Annotated in this window: 21 protein-coding genes; 2 read left to right on the top strand and 19 right to left on the bottom strand. The window is 73.8% G+C overall.

The window, feature by feature from the left end; translation table 11 throughout:
- Positions 1–27: 27 nt before the first annotated feature.
- The 3 genes from ACPYN7_RS05835 to ACPYN7_RS05825 all read right to left on the bottom strand — a co-directional run bounded on the left by ACPYN7_RS05835 (position 28) and on the right by ACPYN7_RS05825 (position 2,714).
- A complete protein-coding gene (locus ACPYN7_RS05835) occupies positions 28–690 on the bottom strand; it encodes a GntR family transcriptional regulator (RefSeq protein WP_424347005.1) in 663 nt (220 codons plus the stop codon).
- A 78-nt stretch (positions 691–768) separates the two neighbouring features.
- Positions 769–1,272 carry a DUF3830 family protein gene (locus ACPYN7_RS05830; protein WP_368827500.1) on the bottom strand — a complete coding sequence of 168 codons (504 nt, stop codon included), beginning with the start codon at positions 1,270–1,272 and terminating at the stop codon, positions 769–771.
- Complete coding sequence (locus ACPYN7_RS05825) at positions 1,269–2,714, bottom strand: amidase (RefSeq protein WP_424347004.1); 1,446 nt, start codon at positions 2,712–2,714, stop codon at positions 1,269–1,271. The genes ACPYN7_RS05830 and ACPYN7_RS05825 overlap by 4 nt, the downstream gene beginning before the upstream one ends.
- Positions 2,715–2,806: 92 nt before the next feature.
- Between ACPYN7_RS05825 and ACPYN7_RS05820 the strand changes: the two genes are divergently transcribed.
- Entirely contained in the window at positions 2,807–3,517 is a 711-nt protein-coding gene (locus tag ACPYN7_RS05820) for a maleate cis-trans isomerase family protein (protein ID WP_424347003.1), read from the top strand.
- Positions 3,518–3,543: 26 nt separating this feature from the next.
- On the opposite strand, the gene ACPYN7_RS05815 is transcribed toward ACPYN7_RS05820, so the two are convergent.
- From ACPYN7_RS05815 to ACPYN7_RS05740, 16 genes are all read right to left on the bottom strand, one after another.
- Positions 3,544–4,308: a maleate cis-trans isomerase family protein gene (locus tag ACPYN7_RS05815; protein WP_424347002.1), complete on the bottom strand. Its 765-nt coding sequence runs from the start codon at positions 4,306–4,308 to the stop codon at positions 3,544–3,546.
- Positions 4,309–4,411: 103 nt separating this feature from the next.
- A complete protein-coding gene (locus tag ACPYN7_RS05810) occupies positions 4,412–4,831 on the bottom strand; it encodes a DUF3151 domain-containing protein (protein ID WP_058875476.1) in 420 nt (139 codons plus the stop codon).
- A 177-nt stretch (positions 4,832–5,008) separates the two neighbouring features.
- Entirely contained in the window at positions 5,009–5,608 is a 600-nt protein-coding gene (locus ACPYN7_RS05805) for a PIN domain-containing protein (RefSeq protein ID WP_424347001.1), read from the bottom strand.
- A 51-nt stretch (positions 5,609–5,659) separates the two neighbouring features.
- Entirely contained in the window at positions 5,660–6,100 is a 441-nt protein-coding gene (locus ACPYN7_RS05800; protein WP_058875478.1) for a helix-turn-helix domain-containing protein, read from the bottom strand.
- A gap of 184 nt (positions 6,101–6,284) precedes the next feature.
- The gene (gene fbaA / locus ACPYN7_RS05795) at positions 6,285–7,307 is read right to left on the bottom strand and encodes a class II fructose-bisphosphate aldolase (RefSeq protein WP_058875479.1); all 1,023 of its coding nucleotides are present in this window, start codon (positions 7,305–7,307) and stop codon (positions 6,285–6,287) included.
- 88 nt (positions 7,308–7,395) lie between these two features.
- Positions 7,396–8,046 (bottom strand): TrmH family RNA methyltransferase, encoded by a 651-nt coding sequence (locus ACPYN7_RS05790; protein WP_058875480.1) that lies wholly within the window; start codon positions 8,044–8,046, stop codon positions 7,396–7,398.
- Positions 8,039–8,620 carry an orotate phosphoribosyltransferase gene (pyrE, locus tag ACPYN7_RS05785; protein ID WP_058875481.1) on the bottom strand — a complete coding sequence of 194 codons (582 nt, stop codon included), beginning with the start codon at positions 8,618–8,620 and terminating at the stop codon, positions 8,039–8,041. Before pyrE ends, ACPYN7_RS05790 begins: the two co-directional genes overlap by 8 nt.
- Positions 8,621–8,645: 25 nt before the next feature.
- Positions 8,646–9,404: an SDR family NAD(P)-dependent oxidoreductase gene (locus ACPYN7_RS05780; protein ID WP_424347000.1), complete on the bottom strand. Its 759-nt coding sequence runs from the start codon at positions 9,402–9,404 to the stop codon at positions 8,646–8,648.
- 68 nt (positions 9,405–9,472) lie between these two features.
- A complete protein-coding gene (locus ACPYN7_RS05775) occupies positions 9,473–10,681 on the bottom strand; it encodes an acyl-CoA dehydrogenase family protein (RefSeq protein ID WP_424346999.1) in 1,209 nt (402 codons plus the stop codon).
- Positions 10,682–10,795: 114 nt separating this feature from the next.
- Complete coding sequence (locus tag ACPYN7_RS05770) at positions 10,796–11,455, bottom strand: sulfate/molybdate ABC transporter ATP-binding protein (RefSeq protein WP_058875484.1); 660 nt, start codon at positions 11,453–11,455, stop codon at positions 10,796–10,798.
- Positions 11,452–12,258, bottom strand: coding sequence for an ABC transporter permease (locus ACPYN7_RS05765; protein ID WP_424346998.1), 807 nt, complete (start codon positions 12,256–12,258; stop codon positions 11,452–11,454). Before ACPYN7_RS05765 ends, ACPYN7_RS05770 begins: the two co-directional genes overlap by 4 nt.
- Positions 12,255–13,025 carry a molybdate ABC transporter substrate-binding protein gene (gene modA, locus ACPYN7_RS05760; protein WP_424346997.1) on the bottom strand — a complete coding sequence of 257 codons (771 nt, stop codon included), beginning with the start codon at positions 13,023–13,025 and terminating at the stop codon, positions 12,255–12,257. Before modA ends, ACPYN7_RS05765 begins: the two co-directional genes overlap by 4 nt.
- 7 nt (positions 13,026–13,032) lie before the next feature.
- Complete coding sequence (locus ACPYN7_RS05755; RefSeq protein ID WP_424346996.1) at positions 13,033–13,431, bottom strand: TOBE domain-containing protein; 399 nt, start codon at positions 13,429–13,431, stop codon at positions 13,033–13,035.
- 60 nt (positions 13,432–13,491) lie between these two features.
- Positions 13,492–15,477, bottom strand: coding sequence for a DNA helicase RecQ (recQ, locus tag ACPYN7_RS05750; protein ID WP_424346995.1), 1,986 nt, complete (start codon positions 15,475–15,477; stop codon positions 13,492–13,494).
- A gap of 33 nt (positions 15,478–15,510) precedes the next feature.
- On the bottom strand, positions 15,511–17,865 hold the full coding sequence (locus ACPYN7_RS05745) for a glycoside hydrolase family 65 protein (RefSeq protein ID WP_424346994.1): 2,355 nt from the start codon (positions 17,863–17,865) through the stop codon (positions 15,511–15,513).
- Between the two features lie 49 nt (positions 17,866–17,914).
- Positions 17,915–18,730: an enoyl-CoA hydratase gene (locus ACPYN7_RS05740; RefSeq protein WP_424346993.1), complete on the bottom strand. Its 816-nt coding sequence runs from the start codon at positions 18,728–18,730 to the stop codon at positions 17,915–17,917.
- 159 nt (positions 18,731–18,889) lie between these two features.
- Here ACPYN7_RS05740 and nadE point away from each other — a divergent pair, with 159 nt between their 5' ends.
- Positions 18,890–19,714 (top strand): ammonia-dependent NAD(+) synthetase, encoded by an 825-nt coding sequence (gene nadE / locus ACPYN7_RS05735; protein WP_424346992.1) that lies wholly within the window; start codon positions 18,890–18,892, stop codon positions 19,712–19,714.
- Positions 19,715–19,748 lie beyond the last annotated feature (34 nt).

The raw sequence follows: 19,748 nt of genomic DNA, 5'->3' as shown, positions 1-19,748 counted from the left end.
CGGCCCGGAGCACGCCCCGGGGACCGCTCAGGCGCCCAGCACCCGCTCGAGGCCGTCCTGCATGTGCGCCCGCAGCAGCCCGTCCGCGCGCTCCGCGTCCCCCTCGTCCAGCGCCGCCACGATCTCGGCGTGCTCCCGGAGGCGGGCGTCGGCGGACTCGTAGGTCCCCTGCATGCCGGTCAGGGACATCCGGATCTGGGTGAGCAGCGTCCGGTGCATGTTGAGCAGCCGGGGGCTGCCCGCGAGCTCCACGAGCAGCTCGTGGAAGTGCAGGTCCGCCTCCGACATCTCGTGCCCGTTCGGCTCCGGGGCGGCCTCCCGCATCGCGGCCAGCGGCACGGCCAGGGCCTCGGCGGCCCGTGGCCCCGTGCCCGTGGCCACGATCCGGCGCACGGCCGCGCACTCCACGGCCTCCCGGGCGAGGTACATGTCCCGGACCGCGTCCTCGGTCAGCTCCATCACGAACAGGCCGCGGTTGCGGTGGCCCACGAGCAGGCCCTCCTGCGTGAGGCGCTGCATGGCCTCGCGCAGCGGCCCGCGGCTCACGTTGAGCTCCCGGGCCAGCTCCTGCTCCACGAGCTGGCTCCCGGGCGGGAAGCGCCCGTCGGCGATGGCCTCCCGCAGGATCCTGGCGATGAGCGCAGGGGTCGACTCCTGGACCACGGGAGGAAGGGTCGACCGGGCTGCCATGCTGCTCTCCATCTGTTGCACGGCCCGGGGCGGGCGCCCGGACCGAGGATCCATCCTAGTTCGCGCCACGGTGCCGGCTCAGGGCCCCTCCGCGCGGGCGAACCGCAGGGTCTCCCCGCGCGCCCCGCCCATCCACACGTCCTGGCACGCGGCGGCCAGGTCGTCGAGGCCGTCCTCGATCGTGGCGAAGACGTTGCCCGGCACCCAGCCCACGTCGCCGTTGAGCAGCAGGTTGTTGCGCCCGTAGAAGACCGCGAGGTCGATGAGCAGCCGGTGCTCCGAGGTCCCCGAGGAGGCGTCGTAGCCGTAGGCCGGGTTCTCGAGCACCCCGTCGAAGCTGAAGTAGCAGAGGTCCCCCGGGATCGGCGTCACCGTCTGGTTCTCGGGCCCCGGCTCCTCGGGGGCGAACCCCGGGACCAGCGCGTAGATCTCGTTGCGGGCGAACTTCCCGTGGAAGACCTGTCCGGCCAGCGGCAGCGCCTGCCACACGGCCTCGGCGGTCCGGGGGGCCTCGCGGTCGAGGAGGCGGGCGCGGGCCGTGACGGCGCGGCGCTCCAGGGTGACGGTGAGGTAGCGGGTCACGGGGTGCTCCCTTCGGCGACGGCGGAGGAGGACCGGGCGGCGAGCGGCGGGCGCAGGGGGTCCCGGCCGGCGGCGGCCTCGTAGGCGGCCGCGACGTCGAGCACCCGCTGGTCGCCGTGGCGCGGGCCCACGATCTGCAGGCCGACGGGCAGGCCCTCCCCCGTGAGTCCGCACGGGACGGTGATCGCGGGCTGCTGGGTGAGGTTGAAGGGGTAGGAGTAGGGCGTCCAGCTGGTCCAGTCCGGGCTCGGGGACCCGGCCGGGACGTCCGTGCCGGCCTCGAAGGCCGTCCGGGGCAGCGTGGGCGTGACGAGGACGTCGTAGCGCTCGTGCAGCAGCCCCATCCGGCGGCCCCAGGCCATGCGGCAGGCCGTGGCGTCGAGGTAGTCCTGGGCGCTGAAGCCGTGGTGCCGCTCGAGCGCGGCGCGCAGGGAGGGGTCGATCCGCTCGCGCGCGCCCGGGCCGTAGCCGGCCACCACGGACGCCGCGCCGCTGAACCAGAGCACGTGGTAGGCCCACGCGGGGTCCTCCTCGCCCAGCTCCACCTCCTCGACCGACGCGCCGAGGTCCGCCAGCACCCCGACGGCCGCCCGGACGGCGCGCTCGACCTCGGGGTCGTTGGTGCCGTAGCCCAGGTCCGGGCTGAAGGCCACGCGCAGGCCGGCCGCCCGTTCCGGACCGGCCAGCCGCCCGAGGAAGCTCCCGGTGGGGGTCGGCAGCGCCGACCAGTCGCGGGGGTCGTACCCGGACAGGACGTCGAGCATCGCGGCGGTGTCGGCCACGGTGCGGGCCATCGGCCCGGCGTGGGCCAGCGTGCCGAAGGGGCTCGCCGGGTACAGGGGCACCAGCCCGTAGGTGGGCTTGAGCCCGACGATCCCGCAGAAGGAGGCGGGGATGCGCACGGATCCTCCGCCGTCGGTGCCGACCGACAGGGCGCCGAGCCGGGCCGCGACCGCGGCGGCCGAGCCGCCCGAGGAGCCGCCCGCGGTCCGGGCGGTGTCCCAGGGGTTGACCGTGACACCGGTGCGGGGGCTGTCGGTGACGCCCTTCCAGCCGAACTCCGGGGTGGTGGTCCTGCCGACGAGCACCGCGCCGGCCTCCTGCAGACGTGCCACCGACGGCGCGTCCTCCTCCCACGGCCCCGTCTCCTCGATGAGCAGGGAGCCCCGCAGGGTGGGCCGGCCGCGGGCCAGGAGCAGGTCCTTGACGGTGGTGGGCACCCCGTCCAGCGGTCCGCGCCCCGCGCCGCGGGCCCAGCGCTCCCGGGACTGCCGGGCGCCGGCCAGCGCCGCGTCCCCCTCGACCAGGCAGAAGGCGTTGAGCACCGGGTCCACGGCCTCGATGGCGCGCAGCGTCGCCTCGACGACCTCGACGGGCGAGAGCTCACCGGCCGCGTAGGCCGACGTCAGCTCCACCGCGGACAGCTCCAGCACGTCCTGCACGGGACCTCCTCCGGACGCTACGATTGTCGACAATCAAACTGTAAGCTTTTCGTCGATCCGGTCAACCCCGCCGGGAAGGAGGTGCCGGGACCGTGCACACCGTGGTCATGCTCTATCCGGGGCACAGCGCGGAGGACGACTACGAGGTGCTGGAGCGCCTCGTGCCGGACGCCGCCTTCCCCGTGGTGCGCACCTGGGAGGGCGGCACGGCGCACGACGTCGCGGCGCTGCTGGACCTCGGCTCCCGCCGGCACCTGGAGCCCGCGGCCCGGCGGGCGCGCACCCACGCCCCGGACGCCGTGCTGTGGGCCTGCACCTCGGGCAGCTTCGTGCACGGCCGGGAGGGCGCGCGCGCGCAGTCGGACTGGGTGGGCGCGGCGAGCGGGGTCCCCGCCTCCTCGACGTCCTGGGCCTTCGCCGCGGCGGTCCGGCACCTGGGGGCCCGCCGGGTCGCGGTGGCGGCGACCTACCCGGCGGACGTCGCGGCGCACTTCACGGCCTTCCTGGCCGGGGACGGCATCACGGTCACGGCGCTGTCCGCCCACGACGTCCCCAGCGGCGAGGACGCCGGGCGCCTCGACGCCGAGTGGCTGCTCGGGGCCGCGCGCGCCGCCGACGTCCGGGGCGCCGAGTGCCTGCTCGTCCCGGACACGGCCCTGCACACGGTGGCCGCCCTGCCGGGGCTCGAGCGGGCGCTCGGGCTGCCCGTGCTGACCGCCAACCAGGTGACGGCGTGGCACGGGCTGCGGCTGGCCGGGCACCCCGCCCGCGCCGACCGGCTCGGCGCCCTGTTCCGGGCCTGACCCCGGCACCGAGCGGGCCGCCCGGGTCAGGACCGCTCGACCTCCGGGGCCGGCAGGGCGCACAGGCGCTGCCCCGGGCCCTCCGGGGCAAGGCCCATCCGGCGCAGGCCCGCCCACAGCGTCACCTGGTTGGCGCTCAGCACCGGCTTGCCCAGCTCCTCCTCGAGGGGCGCGATGAGGTCGTAGGTGGGCAGGTTGGTGCACGCCACGAACACGGCCTGGGCCCCCGGCCGGTCCGCCCGGCGGACGAGGTCCGCCGTCACGGCGTAGGGGACGTGCCAGATGAGCCGGTCCAGCCCCAGCCCGGCGCAGGCGACGACGTCCTTGCCGTCCTCCGCGAGGAAGTCCTCCAGCCGCTGCGTGAGCCGCTCGACGTAGGGGGTCGCGATCGCGAGGGCACTCACGCCCAGGACGTCCAGGGCCTCCAGCAGCGCCTCGGACGTGGTGACCGCCGGGACGCCGGCCTCCTCCGCGATCGTCCGGGAGATCCGCCGGGCCCCCTCCCCGCCGTGCACGAAGCTGCCGGAGGTGCAGGCGTAGACCACGGACTCCGGGGCCACGGCCGCCAGGGAGCGGGCCGCGGCCCGGATCTCGGCGTCGTCGCCGATCCGCGCGGCCATGAGCTCGTCGACCACCATGGGGTGGAACGGGGTGCGCGCCACCGCGAGGGACGTCGGCGCGGGCATCCACCGCCACATCTCCCGGTCGAGAGCCATGTCGTAGGGGTTCACGACCCCGAGCACGCGGTGGACCCCGGGGCCCTCCGGGATCGGCATCTGCAGGGCTGCCATGCCTCCATGCTGGCACCGCGCCGGCCGGGCGACAACGGTCGTGACCGCGCACGAGGACGGCCCGGGGACGTCAGCCGTCCCCGGGCCCGTCCGGCCTGCCGGATCAGCGCTGCAGCTGCTCCGCGGCGGTGGGGTCCGAGTCGTTGAGGAACTTCTGGATGCGCTCGGCCTCGTCGAACTCGCCGATCGCCGCGGCCGCCCGGCCCAGGGCCGCGAGCGCCCGCAGGAAGCCGCGATTGGGCTCGTGGGAGAACGGGACGGGCCCGTGGCCCTTCCAGCCGTGGCCGCGCAGGGCGTCGAGGCCGCGGTGGTAGCCCACGCGGGCGAAGGCGTAGCCCTCGAGGGTGCGGCCCTCGGCGAGGGCGTCCTCGGCGCACATGGCCCACGCGAGGGAGGCCTTCGGGAAGCGCGCGGCGAGGTCCTCCGCCTCGTCGCCCGCCTCGATGCGCTCGGTCAGCCCCGGGTCCTCGGTGAGATGGGTGGGCTCGGGGCCGCCGAGCAGGTTCTTGCCGGTGAGGGACATGCTGTGTGCTCCGTAGGTCTCTGTGCGACGGGGCCTGGCCCCGGATGATCATCTCTAAGCCTACGCGGCGGGTGGCTCAGGTATGTCTCGGCCTCTGCAAGCAGGTGCGACCAATATCCGGGCAGTTGCGAGTGCTGCAAGTAAGGCCGAGGGAGAAAAGTGAGCAGGAAGCCGTACCTACCACCGACCGCTCATCGCCATCGTTCTCAGCACCTCTTCGACCTGCGAGGCGAACTGGCACAGCTGAGCGGCGCGCAGACGCCCGGGCAGGTCGACATCGCCGGGACTCCTTCTGCTCCAATATCCGAGCTGGTCTTCGACCAGCGCAAACAGAAGTCCGGGCGAGCTGTCCGCCATGAGCACGAGGAAGTCGTCCGGCGTCCACACTTCATAGGGCAAGTCATCGAGGACATGACCATCGACCGCGTGGAATCCTGAATCCTGCGTGATCACCATGTCCACACCGGCTTGGACTGCCGCTGCATGAACATGAGCGTCATTCGGATCGGCGAAGGGTGAGTCCATGATGGCGTACCCGGTGACAAGGGCCTGCGGAAAGGCTCCCTCCAGATCCCGCCTCTTCTGGCCGATGCTGCTGTCAGGCGCCGTGGGGTTCTTTCGCCTCAATCGGTACATCCACTCGGACAGGACGTCCTCCGTCCAGTGGGGCACGAACATCCCCTCTCGGCACAGCAGTGCTCCCCGAGCGATCCAATCCCGGCAAGCACGGGAGAAGAGGACGTTGGCCGTCGAGGAGGACGTGAGTGGGGCCAGCATTCATGACCTTGAGTCTATGAGCGCCGGCCCCACGCGCACGGTACGACTGGACTAGGGTGCCATCTCGAGATCCTCGGAGGGATTGCGCAGACGTTCGAATGCTTGGTCGCGCGCTTCCCACTCGGATTTCCGGTATGCCAGAACGTCCTCCGCGCGAAGACGGGTGTGCTTGCCCACCGAGCGCGACGGGATCCTGCGCTCCCGCACCAGCTTCATCAGTGTCGGACGGGACATCCCCAACATCTTGGCCGCAACCGTCGTGGTGACTTCTTCTGGCGTACCCCCAATGGATACGTGCTGGCCTTGGGCCACTCGCTTCAGCAGATCTTCCACAAGTCCGGCGAGCTGAGCCGGAACCTCATGGGAGCTCTCGCCTATCTGGATCCGCACTGTCGGACTCGTCTGGCTCTTGAGAGCTGAGACGAGTTCACGAGCCTGTTCGATCTGGACCTTTGTAGGGTCGAGGATCTCAAGCCTCGATGTCTTGGACATGGTCCCTCCTTCATGTCTGATCATGGCACTCTCGAACAATAAGTGCAATAAGTGCAATGCCTGAATGAGGTAGAGGAAGAACCGATGCTCGCACGTGGAAAGAGTGACGGCGGCGCCCCGCGCGGGCAGGGCGCCGCCGTCGCCCGCCGCGGCCGCGCAGGGCGGCCGCGGCGGGGTGGAGTCGCTACTTGACGGAGGTCCCGGCGGAGCCGAGGTTCTGGCAGGCCTCGACCACGCGGGCGGCCATGTGCTCCTCGGCCAGGGCGCCCCACACGCGCGGGTCGTACTTCTTCTTGTTGCCGACCTCGCCGTCGACCTTGAGCACACCGTCGTAGTTGGTGAACATGTGCCCGGCGACCGGGCGGGTGAAGGCGTACTGGGTGTCGGTGTCCACGTTCATCTTGACCACCCCGTACTCCACGGAGTTCGCGATCTCCTGCGCGGTGGAGCCGGAGCCGCCGTGGAAGACGAGGTCGAAGGGACGGTCCTTGCCGATCTTCTTCCCGACCTCCTCCTGGATCTGCTGCAGCAGCTCCGGGCGCAGCTTGACGCCGCCGGGCTTGTACACGCCGTGCACGTTGCCGAAGGTCAGGGCGGTGAGGTACCGGCCGTTCTCGCCGGCGCCGAGGGCCTCGACCGTGGCCAGGCCGTCCTCGACGGTGGAGTAGAGCTTCTCGTTGATCGCGTTCTCCACGCCGTCCTCCTCGCCGCCGACCGCGCCGATCTCGACCTCGAGGATGATCTTGGCCTTGTTCGTGCGGGCCAGCAGCTCCTGGGCGATCTTCAGGTTCTCGTCGAGCTCGATGGCGGAGCCGTCCCACATGTGGGACTGGAAGATCGGGTCCTCGCCGCGGGCCACGGCCTTCTCGGACTCCTCGAGCAGCGGCAGCACGAAGCCCTCGAGCTTGTCCTGCGGGCAGTGGTCGGTGTGCAGGGCGATGTTGACGTCGTAGTTCTTCGCGACCTCGCGGGCGAAGGCGGCCATCGCGAGCGAGCCGGTGACCATGTCCTTCACGGAGGCCCCGGACCAGTAGGCCGCCCCGCCGGTGGAAGCCTGGATGATGCCGTCCGATCCGGCCTCGGCGAAGCCGCGGATGGCCGCGTTGAGGGTCTGGGAGGACGTGACGTTGATGGCCGGGTAGGCGAAACCCTTCTCCTTGGCCCGGTCGATCATCTCGGCGTAGACATCAGGGGTTGCGATGGGCATGCTGGCTCCTTCGGTTCGGGTGTGGCCTGGCTCCCACTCTAGCCAAACCGGCGCCGGGGGACGACGGGTGGACGCCGCGGGTCGCCCGTCACACGACGGGCTGGCCGAAGACGTGCCGCCGGATCCAGGCGTGCATCGCCACCGCGGCCGCGGCCGAGGCGTTGATGGAGCGGGTCGAGCCGAACTGGGCGATGGACAGGGTGGTCCCGGCCGCCGCGTGCATCTCGGGGCTCAGCCCCGGTCCCTCCTGGCCGAGCACCAGCACGCAGCGCGCCGGCAGGTCGTAGGTCTCGAGCTGCTGCGAGTCGGGGAAGTTGTCGATCCCGATCACGGGCAGGCCCTCGGCGTGCGCCCAGTCCGTGAACTCCTCGACGCTCGCGTGGTGGCGCACGTGCTGATACCTGTCGGTGACCATCGCTCCGCGGCGGTTCCAGCGCCGCCGGCCCACGATGTGCACCTCCCGGGCGAGGAACGCGTTGGCGGTGCGCACCACCGAGCCGATGTTGAGGTCGTGCTGCCAGTTCTCCACGGCCACGTGGAAGCCGTGCCGGCGGGTGTCGAGATCGGCCACGATGGCGTCCATCGTCCAGTACCGGTAGGCGTCCACGACGTTGCGCCGGTCCCCGTGCTCGAGCAGCTCCGGGTCCCACTGCCCGCCCTCGGGCCAGGGGCCCTCCCAGGGGCCGACGCCGACCGCCGGGGCCGCCGGGGCACCGGCCTCGTCGACGGGGTCAGTCAAGCCCGAACTCGTCCTTCGTGAAGGCGTAGAGGCACGGCACGCCCGCGGTCTCCTCGATGCGCTCCTTGGCGCCGGTCCGCCGGTCCACGATGATCGCCACGGCCACCACGTTGGCGCCGGTCCGCTGCAGGGCCTCCACCGCGGTGAGCGCGGAGCCGCCCGTGGTGGAGGTGTCCTCCACCACGACGACGTCGCGGCCCCGCACCGGGGGGCCCTCGACCTGGCGGCCCATCCCGTAGCTCTTCTGGGCCTTGCGGACCACGAACGTGTCGATCGCCCGGCCCTGGTCACCGGCCGTGCGCATGATCGCGTGGCCCACGGGGTCCGCGCCCATGGTCAGCCCGCCCACGGCGTCGCAGGAGATCCCCGCCTCGTCGAGCAGGGCCAGCATCACCTGGCCCACGTAGCGGGACGCCTCGTGGTGGAGGGTCACGCGGCGCAGGTCCACGTAGTAGTCGGCCTCGATGCCGCTGGCGAGCGTCACCTTGCCCCGCACCACGGCGAGGTCGGTGATCAGCTGGCGGAGGCGGTCGCGGGCCGTGGCGAGGTCGACGGGCGAGAAGTCGGTGGTCATGGGCCCCAGTCTATGGGGCGGGCCCTCAGCGGGGCGCCATGCGCAGCGCCCCGTCCATGCGGACCGTGGCGCCGTTGAGGTAGTCGTTGTCGAGGAACGTCGCCACGAGCTGGGCGAACTCCCCGGGCCGGCCCAGCCGGCGCGGGAACGGCACGCCCGCGGCGAGACCGGCCCGGAACTCGTCGCTCACCGCCGCGAGCATGGGCGTCTCCACCACCCCGGGGGCGATGGTGTTCACCCGGATCCCGGCGCTCGCGAGGTCCCGGGCCGCGGTGATGCCCAGGCTGTGCACCCCGCCCTTCGACGCCGCGTAGGCGGCCTGCCCGACCTGCCCCTCGAACGCGGCGACGGAGGCGGTGTTGACGACCAGCCCGCGCTGCCCGTCGTCGTCGACCGGGTCGGTGGCCGCGATCCGCTCCGCGGCCAGCGCCAGGACGGTGAACGTGCCGAGGAGGTTGACGCGCAGCACGGTCTCGAACAGGTCGAGGTCGTGCACGCCCTGCCTGCCCAGCACCCGGGCGGAGGGGCCGATGCCGGCGCAGTTCACCACGGTGCGCAGGGGCCCGGCGGCGGACGCGGCCGCCACGGCCTCGCGCACCTGCTCCCGGTCGGTGACGTCGGCGGGGACGTGGCGCACGCCGGGGACGTCGGGGGCCTTCTCGATCGCGGCCGGGAGGTCGACGGCGAAGACCCGCACGCCGCGCCCGGCCAGCATCGCGGCGGTGGCGGCGCCGAGTCCTGAGGCGGCTCCGGTGACGAGGGCGGAGGTGTCGGTGACGTCCATGCGGGCTCCTTCCGGGGAGCTGCTCGGGGGTGGTGGGAGGTGGCCGGGCGGTGGCGCGCGGGCCCCGCTCAGACGAACGCGGAGACGCCCGTGACGGCGCGGCCCACGATGAGGGCGTTGATCTCGTAGGTGCCCTCGTAGGTGTAGAGGATCTCGACGTCGTTGAAGAGCTTGGCCATCTCGTGGTCGGTCACCACGCCGTTGCCGCCGAGCAGGTTCCGGCCCAGGGCGGCCGACTCCCGGGCCAGGGAGGTGGTGGTGGCCTTGGCCAGGGCGGCGTGGGGCATGTCGAAGCCGCCGTCCTCCTGCAGCCGGGCGATCTGGGCCATGAGGCCCAGGGTGGCGGTGGTGTTGCCGAGGATCCGGGCGAGGGGCTCCTGGACGAGCTGGAACTTCGCGAGCGGGCGGCCGAACTGCGTCCGGGCCAGGGCGTAGGCCCGGGCGACGTCGAAGATCGCCAGCTGCACCCCGGCCGCCTGCCAGCCCACCCAGGCGCGGGAGTTGCGCAGCATCTCGTTGGCCGCGGCGAAGTCCTGCGCCCCGGGCAGGGCGCCGGCGGCGGGGATCCGGACCTCGTCCAGGACGACGTCGGCGTTCTGCATGATCCGCAGGCCGATCTTGTGCTCGATCTTCGTGGCGGACCAGCCCGGGCGGTCGGTCTCCACGAGGAAGCCCTTGACCTGCCCGTCGGCGGTGTCCCGGGCCCAGACGATCGCGACGTCGGCGATCGTGCCGGCGCCGATCCAGCGCTTGGTCCCGGTGAGCACCCACTCGTCGCCGTCGCGGGTCGCGGTGGTGGCCAGTCCGCCGGCGATGTCGGAGCCGTGCTCGGGCTCGGTGAGGGCGAACGCGCCGAGGGCCCGGAAGCGGCGCAGCTCCGGCAGCCACCGGGCCTTCTGCTCGGGCGAGCCCAGGGCGTCGATCAGGTCGACGACGAGCTCGTTGTGGATGCCCACGAGGGCGCTCAGGGAGACGTCGGCCCGGGCGACCTCGGCGTAGGCCAGGCCCCGGAACAGCCGGCTCGCCCCGGAGAGCTCGAGCTCGCCGAGCCCGTGGGCGGCCAGGTCCGGGAGCAGGTGGGACGGGAACTCCTCGCGGTTCCAGTACGGCGTGACCACGGGACGGACCTGCTCCTGGAGGAAGGCGCGCAGCCCGGCCAGCCGCGCGCGCTCGGACGGGGACAGCAGGGCGGCGAAGCAGAAGAGGTCGGCGTCCGGGAAGGGGATGCCGGGGTGCTGCTCCACGGACGGGGATTCCCCGCGCAGGACCGGGTTCATGGGATGTCCTTTCGTCGGTCCGGGCGGAGGGGTGGCCCGCCGGGACCGGGTCGAACCGTACGGTGGTGAGCACATCGTACTGTGATCCAGCTCACCGCCGGCGGAGGGGGCGGCTCACCGCGGACCGGCGACCCGGCCGTTCTCGAGCACCACGACGCGCTCGGCCAGCGCGGCGGCGTCCTCGGGGTCGTGGCTGATGACCAGGGCGGTCCGGCCCTCCAGCACCCGGACGAGCAGCTCGCGGACGACCGGCGTGGTGGCCGCGTCCAGGGCGGAGAACGGCTCGTCCAGCAGCAGCAGCCGCGGCTCGGCCGCCAGGGCCCGGGCGATGGCCACGCGCTGCGCCTGCCCGCCGGAGAGCTGGGCCGGGCGGCGGCCGGCGAACTGCTCGGCCCCCACCTCGGCGAGCCAGTGCCGGGCGGCGTCCCGGGACCGGGCGCGGCCGGCGCCGCGGCTGCGCGGGCCGAAGGCCACGTTCTCGAGCACGCTCAGGTGCGGGAACAGCAGGGGCTCCTGCGCCATGAGCGCGATGCCGCGCTCGTGCGGGGGCGCCCAGCTCCCGCGCCCGGAGCCGTCGAGGTCGAAGAGGACGGACCCGCCGAGGGTGCACCGGCCGGTGTCCGGCACGAGCAGCCCGGCGAGGACGGCGAACAGGGTGGACTTCCCCGCGCCGTTGTGGCCGGTCACCGCCACGGTGGCCCCCGGCGGGACGCTCAGCGAGAGGGCCCAGTCCCGCGCGGCCACCCGGGCGTCCACGGACAGTCCCTCCGTCATCGCCGGCCCGCCGTCCGGCGCCCGGGGGCCGTGAGCCCCACGACGAGCACCGCCACGACCACGAGCACGAGCGAGAGGGCGACGGCGGCGTCCGGGTCGGTCTCCCGCAGCAGGTAGATCTCCAGGGGCAGGGTGCGGGTGGTCCCCTCCAGGCTGCCCGCGAAGGTCAGGGTGGCCCCGAACTCGCCCAGGCAGCGCGCGAAGGAGAGCACGGCGCCGGAGGCCAGTCCCGGCAGCACCAGGGGAAGGGTGACGCGCCGCAGCACGGTGGTGGGCCGGGCGCCGAGGGTGGCCGCGACCTCCTCGTAGCCGGCCGCGGCGCTGCGCAGCGCGCCCTCGAGGCTGACCACGAGGAACGGCAGCGCCACGAACGTCTGGGCAAGCACCACGGCCACGGTGGTGAAGGCGACGCTGATGCCGGCCAGCTCGAGGTGGCGCCCGACGAGCCCGTGGCGCCCGAAGGTGTGGAGCAGGGCGATCCCGCCGACCACGGGCGGCAGCACCAGGGGCAGCAGCACCAGCGAGCGCAGCAGCCGGGCGCCGGGCGGCCGCGCGCGGGCCAGCACGAGGGCCAGCGGGGCGCCCAGCAGCACGCACAGCGCGGTGGAGGCGGCCGCGGTGCGCAGGCTCAGCCACAGGGCGGTGCGGGAGGACTCCGAGGTGACCAGGCCGAGGAAGCCGCCCCCGTCCACCCGGGAGAGCATCCCGAGGACCGGCAGGACCACCACCAGGGCGCCCAGGGCGGCCGGGATCCACACCCAGCCGGGGACGGTGCTGAACCCGCGGGGACGACGCCGGATCACGGCGCCCCGAACCCCGCCCCGGCCAGGACCTCCCGGCCGCGGTCGCCGGCGACGAGCTCGAGGAACTGCCGGGCCGGCGCGTCGGCGTCCGCGAGCGCGGCGACGGCCGGGCGGGTCACGGCCCGGGACGCCTGCGGGACCTCGACGACCTCGACCGCGTCCCCGGCCGAGCGCGCGTCCGTGGCGTAGACCAGGCCGGCGTCCGCCTGGCCCGAGACGACCTTGCCGAGCACGCCCGTCACGGCGCCCTCCTCGCTCACCGGGCTCAGCCGCACGCCCGCGGCCTCCTCGACGCGTTCCGCGGCGGCGCCGCACGGCACCTGCGGCGCGCACACCACGACCTGCACGCCCGGCTCGGCCAGGTCCCGGAAGGTCCCGACGCCGGCCGGGTTGCCCGCGGGCACGACCACGGTCAGGACGTTGGTCGCGAAGACCTCGGGCGCGCCGTCGACGAGGCCGGCGTCCACGGCCGCGGCCATGCTCCGCTCGTCGGCGGTGGCGAGGACGTCGGCGGGCGCGCCCGCCGCGATCTGCTGGACCAGGGCGGAGGAGCCGGCGAAGTTCAGCGACACCTCCACCTCCGGGTGCTGCGCCTCGAACTGCTCGGCGAGCTCGGTGAAGACGTCCGTGAGGGAGGCCGCGGCGTGGACGTCGAGGACGGTGGCGGGCTCGCCGCCGGCCGCGGGGGACGGGCCGGCCCCGCACCCGGCGGCGCCGAGCCCGAGACCGGCGAGGAGGAGCGCGACGGCGGTGGTCCTGGTGTGCACCGCCGCCTCACGTCCCCGGGGTCTCGACGACGACGTCGGTCGACTTGACGACGGCCGTGGCCACGCGGCCGGGCTCCAGGCCCAGGTCCCGGACGGCCTCGGTGCTCATGAGGGAGACCACCCGGTGCGGGCCGCACTGCAGCTCCACCTGGGACATCACGGTGTCCGAGACGACCTCGGTGACCAGCCCCACGAACCGGTTGCGCGCCGAGCTGGCGACCCGCGCGGGGTCCTCGGGCCGCACGGAGCGGTCCTTGAGCAGGCGGGCCAGCTCCAGTCCGTCCACCACGGTCTGGCCGGTCACGCCGCGGGTGCTGCGCAGCGTGCCCTGGTCGATCCAGCGCCGGACGGTGTCGTCGCTGACGCCGAGGAAGCGGGCGGCGTCGGCGATCCTGATCTCGGTCATGGCGCCACCCTATCCGCAGCTGCGGATGTGAGGGGAGAGATGGGACGCAGGTGCGGAGGGTCAGCTGCCGGTGACGAGCTCGCGGACGGCCTCGCCGTAGCGCTCGAGCTTGGCGTCGCCCACGCCGGAGATGCCGCGCAGCTCGTTGAGCGAGGTCGGCCGGGCCTGCGCGATCGCGGCGAGCGTCGCGTCGTTGAAGACGACGTACGCCGGCACGCCCTGCTCCTTCGCCACGGCGGCGCGCCAGGCCCGCAGCTGCTGGAAGAGCTCCTGCTGGGGCTCGTCCAGGGCCGGCGGCGCGGCGCCGCCCCTGGGCCGGCGGACGGCCTTGGCCCGCTCGGGCTCGCGGCGCAGGCGCACCTCCTGCCGCCCGCGCAGCACCTCCCCCGCCGCGTCGGTGAGCGCCAGGACGCCGTACTCGCCCTGCACCTGGAGCAGGCCCTGGGCCAGCAGCTGGCGCACCACGCCGCGCCACTCCTGGTCGCTCAGCTCGGTGCCGATGCCGAACGTGGTCAGCTCGGTGTGGCGCATCCGCACCACCCGCTCGGTCTCCCGGCCGAGCAGGATGTCCACCAGGTGCCCGGCGCCGAACTGCTGGCCCCGCTCCCGCTGCAGCCGCACGATCGTGGACATGAGCTTCTGCGCCGGGACCGTGCCGTCGAAGGCCTCGGGCGGGTCGAGGCAGGTGTCGCAGTTGCCGCACGGTCCGCTCGCCTCGCCGAAGTAGCGCAGCAGCTGCTGGCGGCGGCACTGCACCGTCTCGCACAGCGCGAGCATCGCGTCCAGGTGGAGCGTCTGGGCGCGCTTGCGCTGCCGGTCCCCCTCGCCGCCCTCGATCATCCGCCGCTGCTGGACGACGTCCTGCAGCCCGTAGGCCAGCCACGCCGTCGACGGCAGCCCGTCGCGCCCGGCGCGACCGGTCTCCTGGTAGTAGCCTTCGATGCTCTTGGGCAGGTCGAGGTGGGCGACGAAGCGCACGTCGGGCTTGTCGATGCCCATGCCGAAGGCGATGGTCGCGACCATGACGACGCCGTCCTCGCGCAGGAACCGGGTCTGGTGCTGCAGGCGCAGCTCGGCGGGCAGACCGGCGTGGTAGGGCAGGGCGGGAACGCCCTGGCCGGCCAGCCACTCGGCCGTGCGCTCCACCGAGGCGCGGCTGAGGCAGTAGACGATGCCGGCCTCGCCGTCGTGCTCGGTCCGGATGAGCTGCAGCAGCTGCCGGCGGGCCTCCTGCTTGGTCCCGACACGGTACTGGATGTTGGGCCGGTCGAAGCTGGAGACGAAGACGCGGGCGCCGCCCAGGCGGAGGTTGCGGACGATCTCCTCGCGCGTCTCCTCGGTCGCGGTGGCGGTCAGCGCGATGCGCGGGACCCCGGGCCAGCGTTCGTGCAGGATCGTGAGCCCGAGGTAGTCGGGGCGGAAGTCGTGGCCCCACTGGGCCACGCAGTGCGCCTCGTCGACGGCGAAGAGCGCGATGCGGGCGCGGTCGAGCAGCTCCGCCGCCACGGGCAGGCGCTCGGGGGCGAGGTAGAGCAGGTCGAGCTCGCCCGCCAGGAGCCGGCGCTCCACGGCGCGGCGCTCGTCGGCCGTCTGGGTGGAGTTGAGGTACGCGGCGCGCACCCCGAGCTGCTCGAGCGCGTCGACCTGGTCGTGCATGAGCGCGATGAGCGGGCTGATGACGACGCCGGTGCCCTCCCGGACGAGCGCGGGGATCTGGTAGCACAGGCTCTTGCCGCCGCCGGTGGGCATGAGCACGAGCGCGTCCTCACCCCTGCTGACGGCCTCGATGATCTCGGCCTGCTGCCCGCGGAAGGCGTCGTAGCCCCAGACGCGGGTGAGCACCTCGAGGGGCGTGGACGGCGTCGCGGGGGCCTCGCCCGGCGTCGTGGGCGGGGCGGTCCCGGTCGCGAAGGCGGCAGCCACCGCCGGGTCCTGCACGTCCCGCCCGTGCGGGGCGTGCGGGGCGTGCGGGGCGTGCGGGGCGTGCGGGGCGTGCGGCGGAGGCTGCGCCCCGCCGGGCCCCGGTCCGCTCCACGTCTCACCCACACGGCCAGGGTAGCCGGTGCGGGCGGGACGTCGTCACGAGCCGCGGGGAGCCCGGGGGGCGCGGCCCGGTGGCTGGCGCGGTGCGGGGGTGGGCGGGTGGGGGGCGCGCAGCGGGGCGTGCACGGGGCGGTCGGCCGTGAGGGTCACAGGCTCGTCGTCGATCCGCAGCGCGACCTCGCCGGGGTCCCCGTCCAGGAGCCGCACCGCCGTGCCCGAGCGCGTGATCTCCACGCCGAGCCGGCGGCCGCGCCAGTGGAGGCGGAAGGCGAGCCGGTGCAGCCGCTCCGGCAGCCGGGGGGCCAGGCGCAGCTCGTCCCCGCCCGTGTCCAGACCGCCGAACCCGCAGACCACGGCCAGCCACGACCCGGCGGCGGAGGCCAGGTGCAGCCCCTGTCCGGCGTCCTGCTGGATGTCCCGCAGGTCCACGAGGGCCGACTCGCGCAGGTACTCGAGGGCGAGGTCCAGGTGGCCCACGCGGGCGCAGACCACGGCCTGGACGCAGGCCGAGAGGGACGAGTCGCGCACGGTCCGCTGCTCGTAGTAGTCCAGGTCCCGGGCGGTCTGCTCGGGGGTGAACGCCTCGGCGCACCACCACAGGGCGAGGACCAGGTCGGCCTGCTTGACGACCTGGCGGCGGTAGATCTTCGCGTAGTGGAAGTGCTCCTCCACGGGGTAGCCGTCCTGCTTGGCCTCGAAGTCCCACTCGCGGTAGGTCGTGAACCCCGCGTTGGAGGGGTGCACGCCCCGCACGGCGTCGTAGGGCACGTGGATCGCGTCCGCCAGGGCCCGCCACCGCTGGAGCTCGTCCGCCGTCACGGACAGCCGCCCGATGTGCTCGCGGTGCTCCTCGCACGCGTCGGCGGCCGCCCGGAGATTGCGCCGGGCCATGAGGTTGGTGAACACGTTGTCGTCCACCACGCCGGTGTACTCGTCCGGTCCGGTCATCCCGAGCAGGTGGATGCGGCCCTCGTGGTCCTCGTGCACCATGGCGGCCCACACGCGCGCCGTCTCCACGAGGACGTCGACCCCGCCGACCGTGGTGAGGTCCTCGCCGGTCACGTCGGCCCACCAGCTGAAGGCCCGGGCGATGTCGGCGTTGACGTGCATGGCCGCGGTGCTGGCCGGCCAGTACGCCGAGGTCTCGTGCCCGTCGATGGTGCGCCACGGGAAGGAGGCGCCGCCCAGGTCCAGGACCTGCGCCCGCTGCCGCGCCCGGTCCAGGGTGGAGGAGCGCCAGCGCAGGAGGCGTGCGGCGTCCCGGGGGCGCAGCAGCGCGAGGGCCGGCAGCACGAAGCCCTCGACGTCCCAGAAGGTGTGCCCGCTGTAGCCGCCGCCGGTCAGTCCCTTCGCCCCGACCGGTGCCCCGTCGACGCAGGCCGCCGCCTGCAGGAGCTGGAACAGGTCGAAGCGCACCGCCAGCTGCAGCTCGGGGTCGCTGTCGATCTCCACGTCCGCGCCCGCCCAGTACTCGTCCAGCTCCGTGCGCTGGTCGGCGAGCAGCCCCTCCCAGCCGCGCCGCCGCGCCCCGGCCATGGCCGCGAGCACCTGGCCGCGGAGGTCCTCGGCGGGGTCGTCCGCGGCCGAGGAGTGGCACAGGTACTTCACGAAGCGCACGCTCTCACCGGGGCCGAGGTCGGCGACGACGGTCGTCACCACCTGGTCCTCGTCGCACTGCGTGCTCACGGCGCCGCCGGCCGGGAGGTCGACGTCGTGCTCGACCGCGGCGCCCACCCCGATCCCGCTGCCGTGGGTGCGGTGGACCAGGGCGCCGCCCGTCCCGTGGCAGTGGTGGATCTCGGGGCGGAACGGCTTCGCCAGGACCTCGGCCACGCGCGGGTCGGAGTTCTCCACCTTGGGCGGGGTGCCGTTGGCCACGAGGGCGGAGCGGAGCACCACCTGGACGGAGCGGTCCACCGCCTCGACGGTGTAGTGGAGCGCGCTCACCGGGCGGTGGCCCAGCGAGACGAGCCGGGTGGAGCGCAGCCGCATCCGGGCGCCCCGCGGGGTGACCCACTCCGTCTCCCGGTGGAGCGTGCCGGCCCGCAGGTCGAGCACCCGCTCGTGCTGCTCCGGCGGCGAGTCCCGCACGTCCAGGGGGACGCCGTCCACCTGCAGGTGCACGGTGCTGCCGTCGGCCACGCCGATGATGGCCTGGCCGTGCTCGGGGTGACCGTAGCCGCCCTCGGGGTAGGACAGCGGGTGGTACTCGTAGACGCCCGAGAGGAAGGTGCCGCGGGAGTCGCTGGGCTGCGCCCCGTCCAGGGTGCCCCGGACTCCGACGTACCCGTTGGACAGGGCGAAGACGGACTCCAGGGCGCCGTGCGCGCCCGGGTCGAGGGCGGACTCGCGGACCTGCCAGGCGGGGGCTTCGTTCGACGGTGTCGGCATGGCACCACGTTAGCCCGCGCGGCCGGGACCGTCCGGGCGCGGCGGGAACTCAGCGGTGCGTGAACCGCGGCTCGCGCTTCTCCGCGAACGCGGCCATGCCCTCCTTCTGGTCCTCGGTGGCGAACAGGGCGTGGAAGAGCCGGCGCTCGAGGTGCACGCCCTGCGCGAGGGTGGTCTCGAACGCCGCGTCCACGGCCTCCTTGGCCGCGAGGACCGAGGGCAGGGACTTCGCCGCGATGGTCCCGGCGACGTCCAGGGCCTCCTGCAGCAGGTCCGCGGCGGGCACCACGCGGGAGACGAGCCCCGCCCGCTCGGCCTCCGCGGCGTCGATCTGCCGGCCGGTGAGGACCATGTCCATCGCCTTGGCCTTGCCCACCGCGCGGGCCAGGCGCTGGGAGCCGCCCATCCCGGGGATCACCCCGAGGTTGATCTCGGGCTGGCCGAAGCGGGCCGTGTCCGCGGCGATCAGGAGGTCGCACATCATCGCCAGCTCGCACCCCCCGCCGAGGGCGTAGCCCGAGACCGCGGCGACGACGGGGGTGCGCACGCGGGTGAAGGCGTCCCAGCCCGCGAACCAGTCGGCGAGGTACATCTCCGGGGCGCTGCGCCCGGCCATCTCCTTGATGTCGGCGCCCGCGGCGAAGGCCTTCTCCGACCCGGTCAGGACGATCGCCCCGATCCCGGGGTCCGCGTCCAGGGCGGTGGACGACGCGACGACCTCCCGCAGGGTCGCGGCGTCGAGGGCGTTGAGCGCCTTCGGCCGGTGCAGGGTGATGATCCCGACCCTCCCGCGGACCTCGACCAGGATGTTCTCGTAGCCGGTCCCGTGGCTGGTCCCGTGGCTGGTCCCGTGCTGCTCGCTCATGCTGTGCTCCTGGTTCGCTCGGTCGGTCGGATCTCGGTGCTCCCGGCGGCGAGGGCGGGGCGGCGCAGGAGCATGGCCCGCATCCTACGCACCGCGCCCGTGGTTCCCGGCAGGTGCGCCCTTGCCCCGCCGGGAGCGCCCCGCACTAGCATGGGGCCCATGCGGACACTGCAGGCAGCAATCATCGAAGAGATGGGCGTGAAGCCCGAGATCGACCCCCAGCAGGAGATCGAGGCGCGCGTCGGCTTCCTCTGCGACTACCTGCGCGCCAGCGGCACGAACGGTTTCGTGCTCGGCATCAGCGGGGGCCTCGACTCCACGCTGGCCGGCCGGCTGGCCCAGATGGCGGTGGACCGGCTCGCGGAGGAGGGCGTGGAGGCGGACTTCGTGGCCGTCCGGCTGCCCTACAACGTCCAGCACGACGAGGACGACGCCCAGGCCGCCCTGGAGTTCATCCGGCCGTCCAGCACCGTGACCTACAACGTGGCCCCCGCCGTGGACGGCTTCGAGGCCGAGTTCCGGGAGGCCACCGGCCGGGAGATCTCCGACTTCAACAAGGGCAACATCAAGGCCCGCGTCCGGATGACGGCCCAGTACGCGATCGCCGGGGAGCGGAACCTGCTCGTGATCGGCACGGACCACGGCGCCGAGTCCGTGACCGGGTTCTTCACCAAGTACGGCGACGGCGGCGCGGACGTGCTGCCGCTGTTCGGCCTCGACAAGCGGCAGAACCGGCTCCTGACGAAGACCCTGGGCGCGCAGGAGCGGCTGTGGGCGAAGGCCCCCACCGCGGACCTGCTCGACGACGCCCCCGGCCAGACCGACGAGGCGGAGCTGGGGCTGTCCTACGACGACATCGACGACTACCTGGAGGGCCACGAGGTCGACGCCGCCGTGGCGGAGAAGATCGAGCACCGCTGGCGCATCACCCGGCACAAGCGCACGACCCCCGCCACGCTCCTCGACGACTGGTGGCGGGCCTGACGCCGGGAGCACCCGCGGAGCGGCGGAGCCGCGC

The sequence above is a fragment of the Kocuria sp. CH-021 genome, from assembly GCF_049716185.1.
Lineage (GTDB): Bacteria > Actinomycetota > Actinomycetes > Actinomycetales > Micrococcaceae > Kocuria > Kocuria cellulosilytica.
Note: the sequence above shows the minus strand (reverse complement) of the source record. Positions and strands in the feature narration are given on the sequence as shown.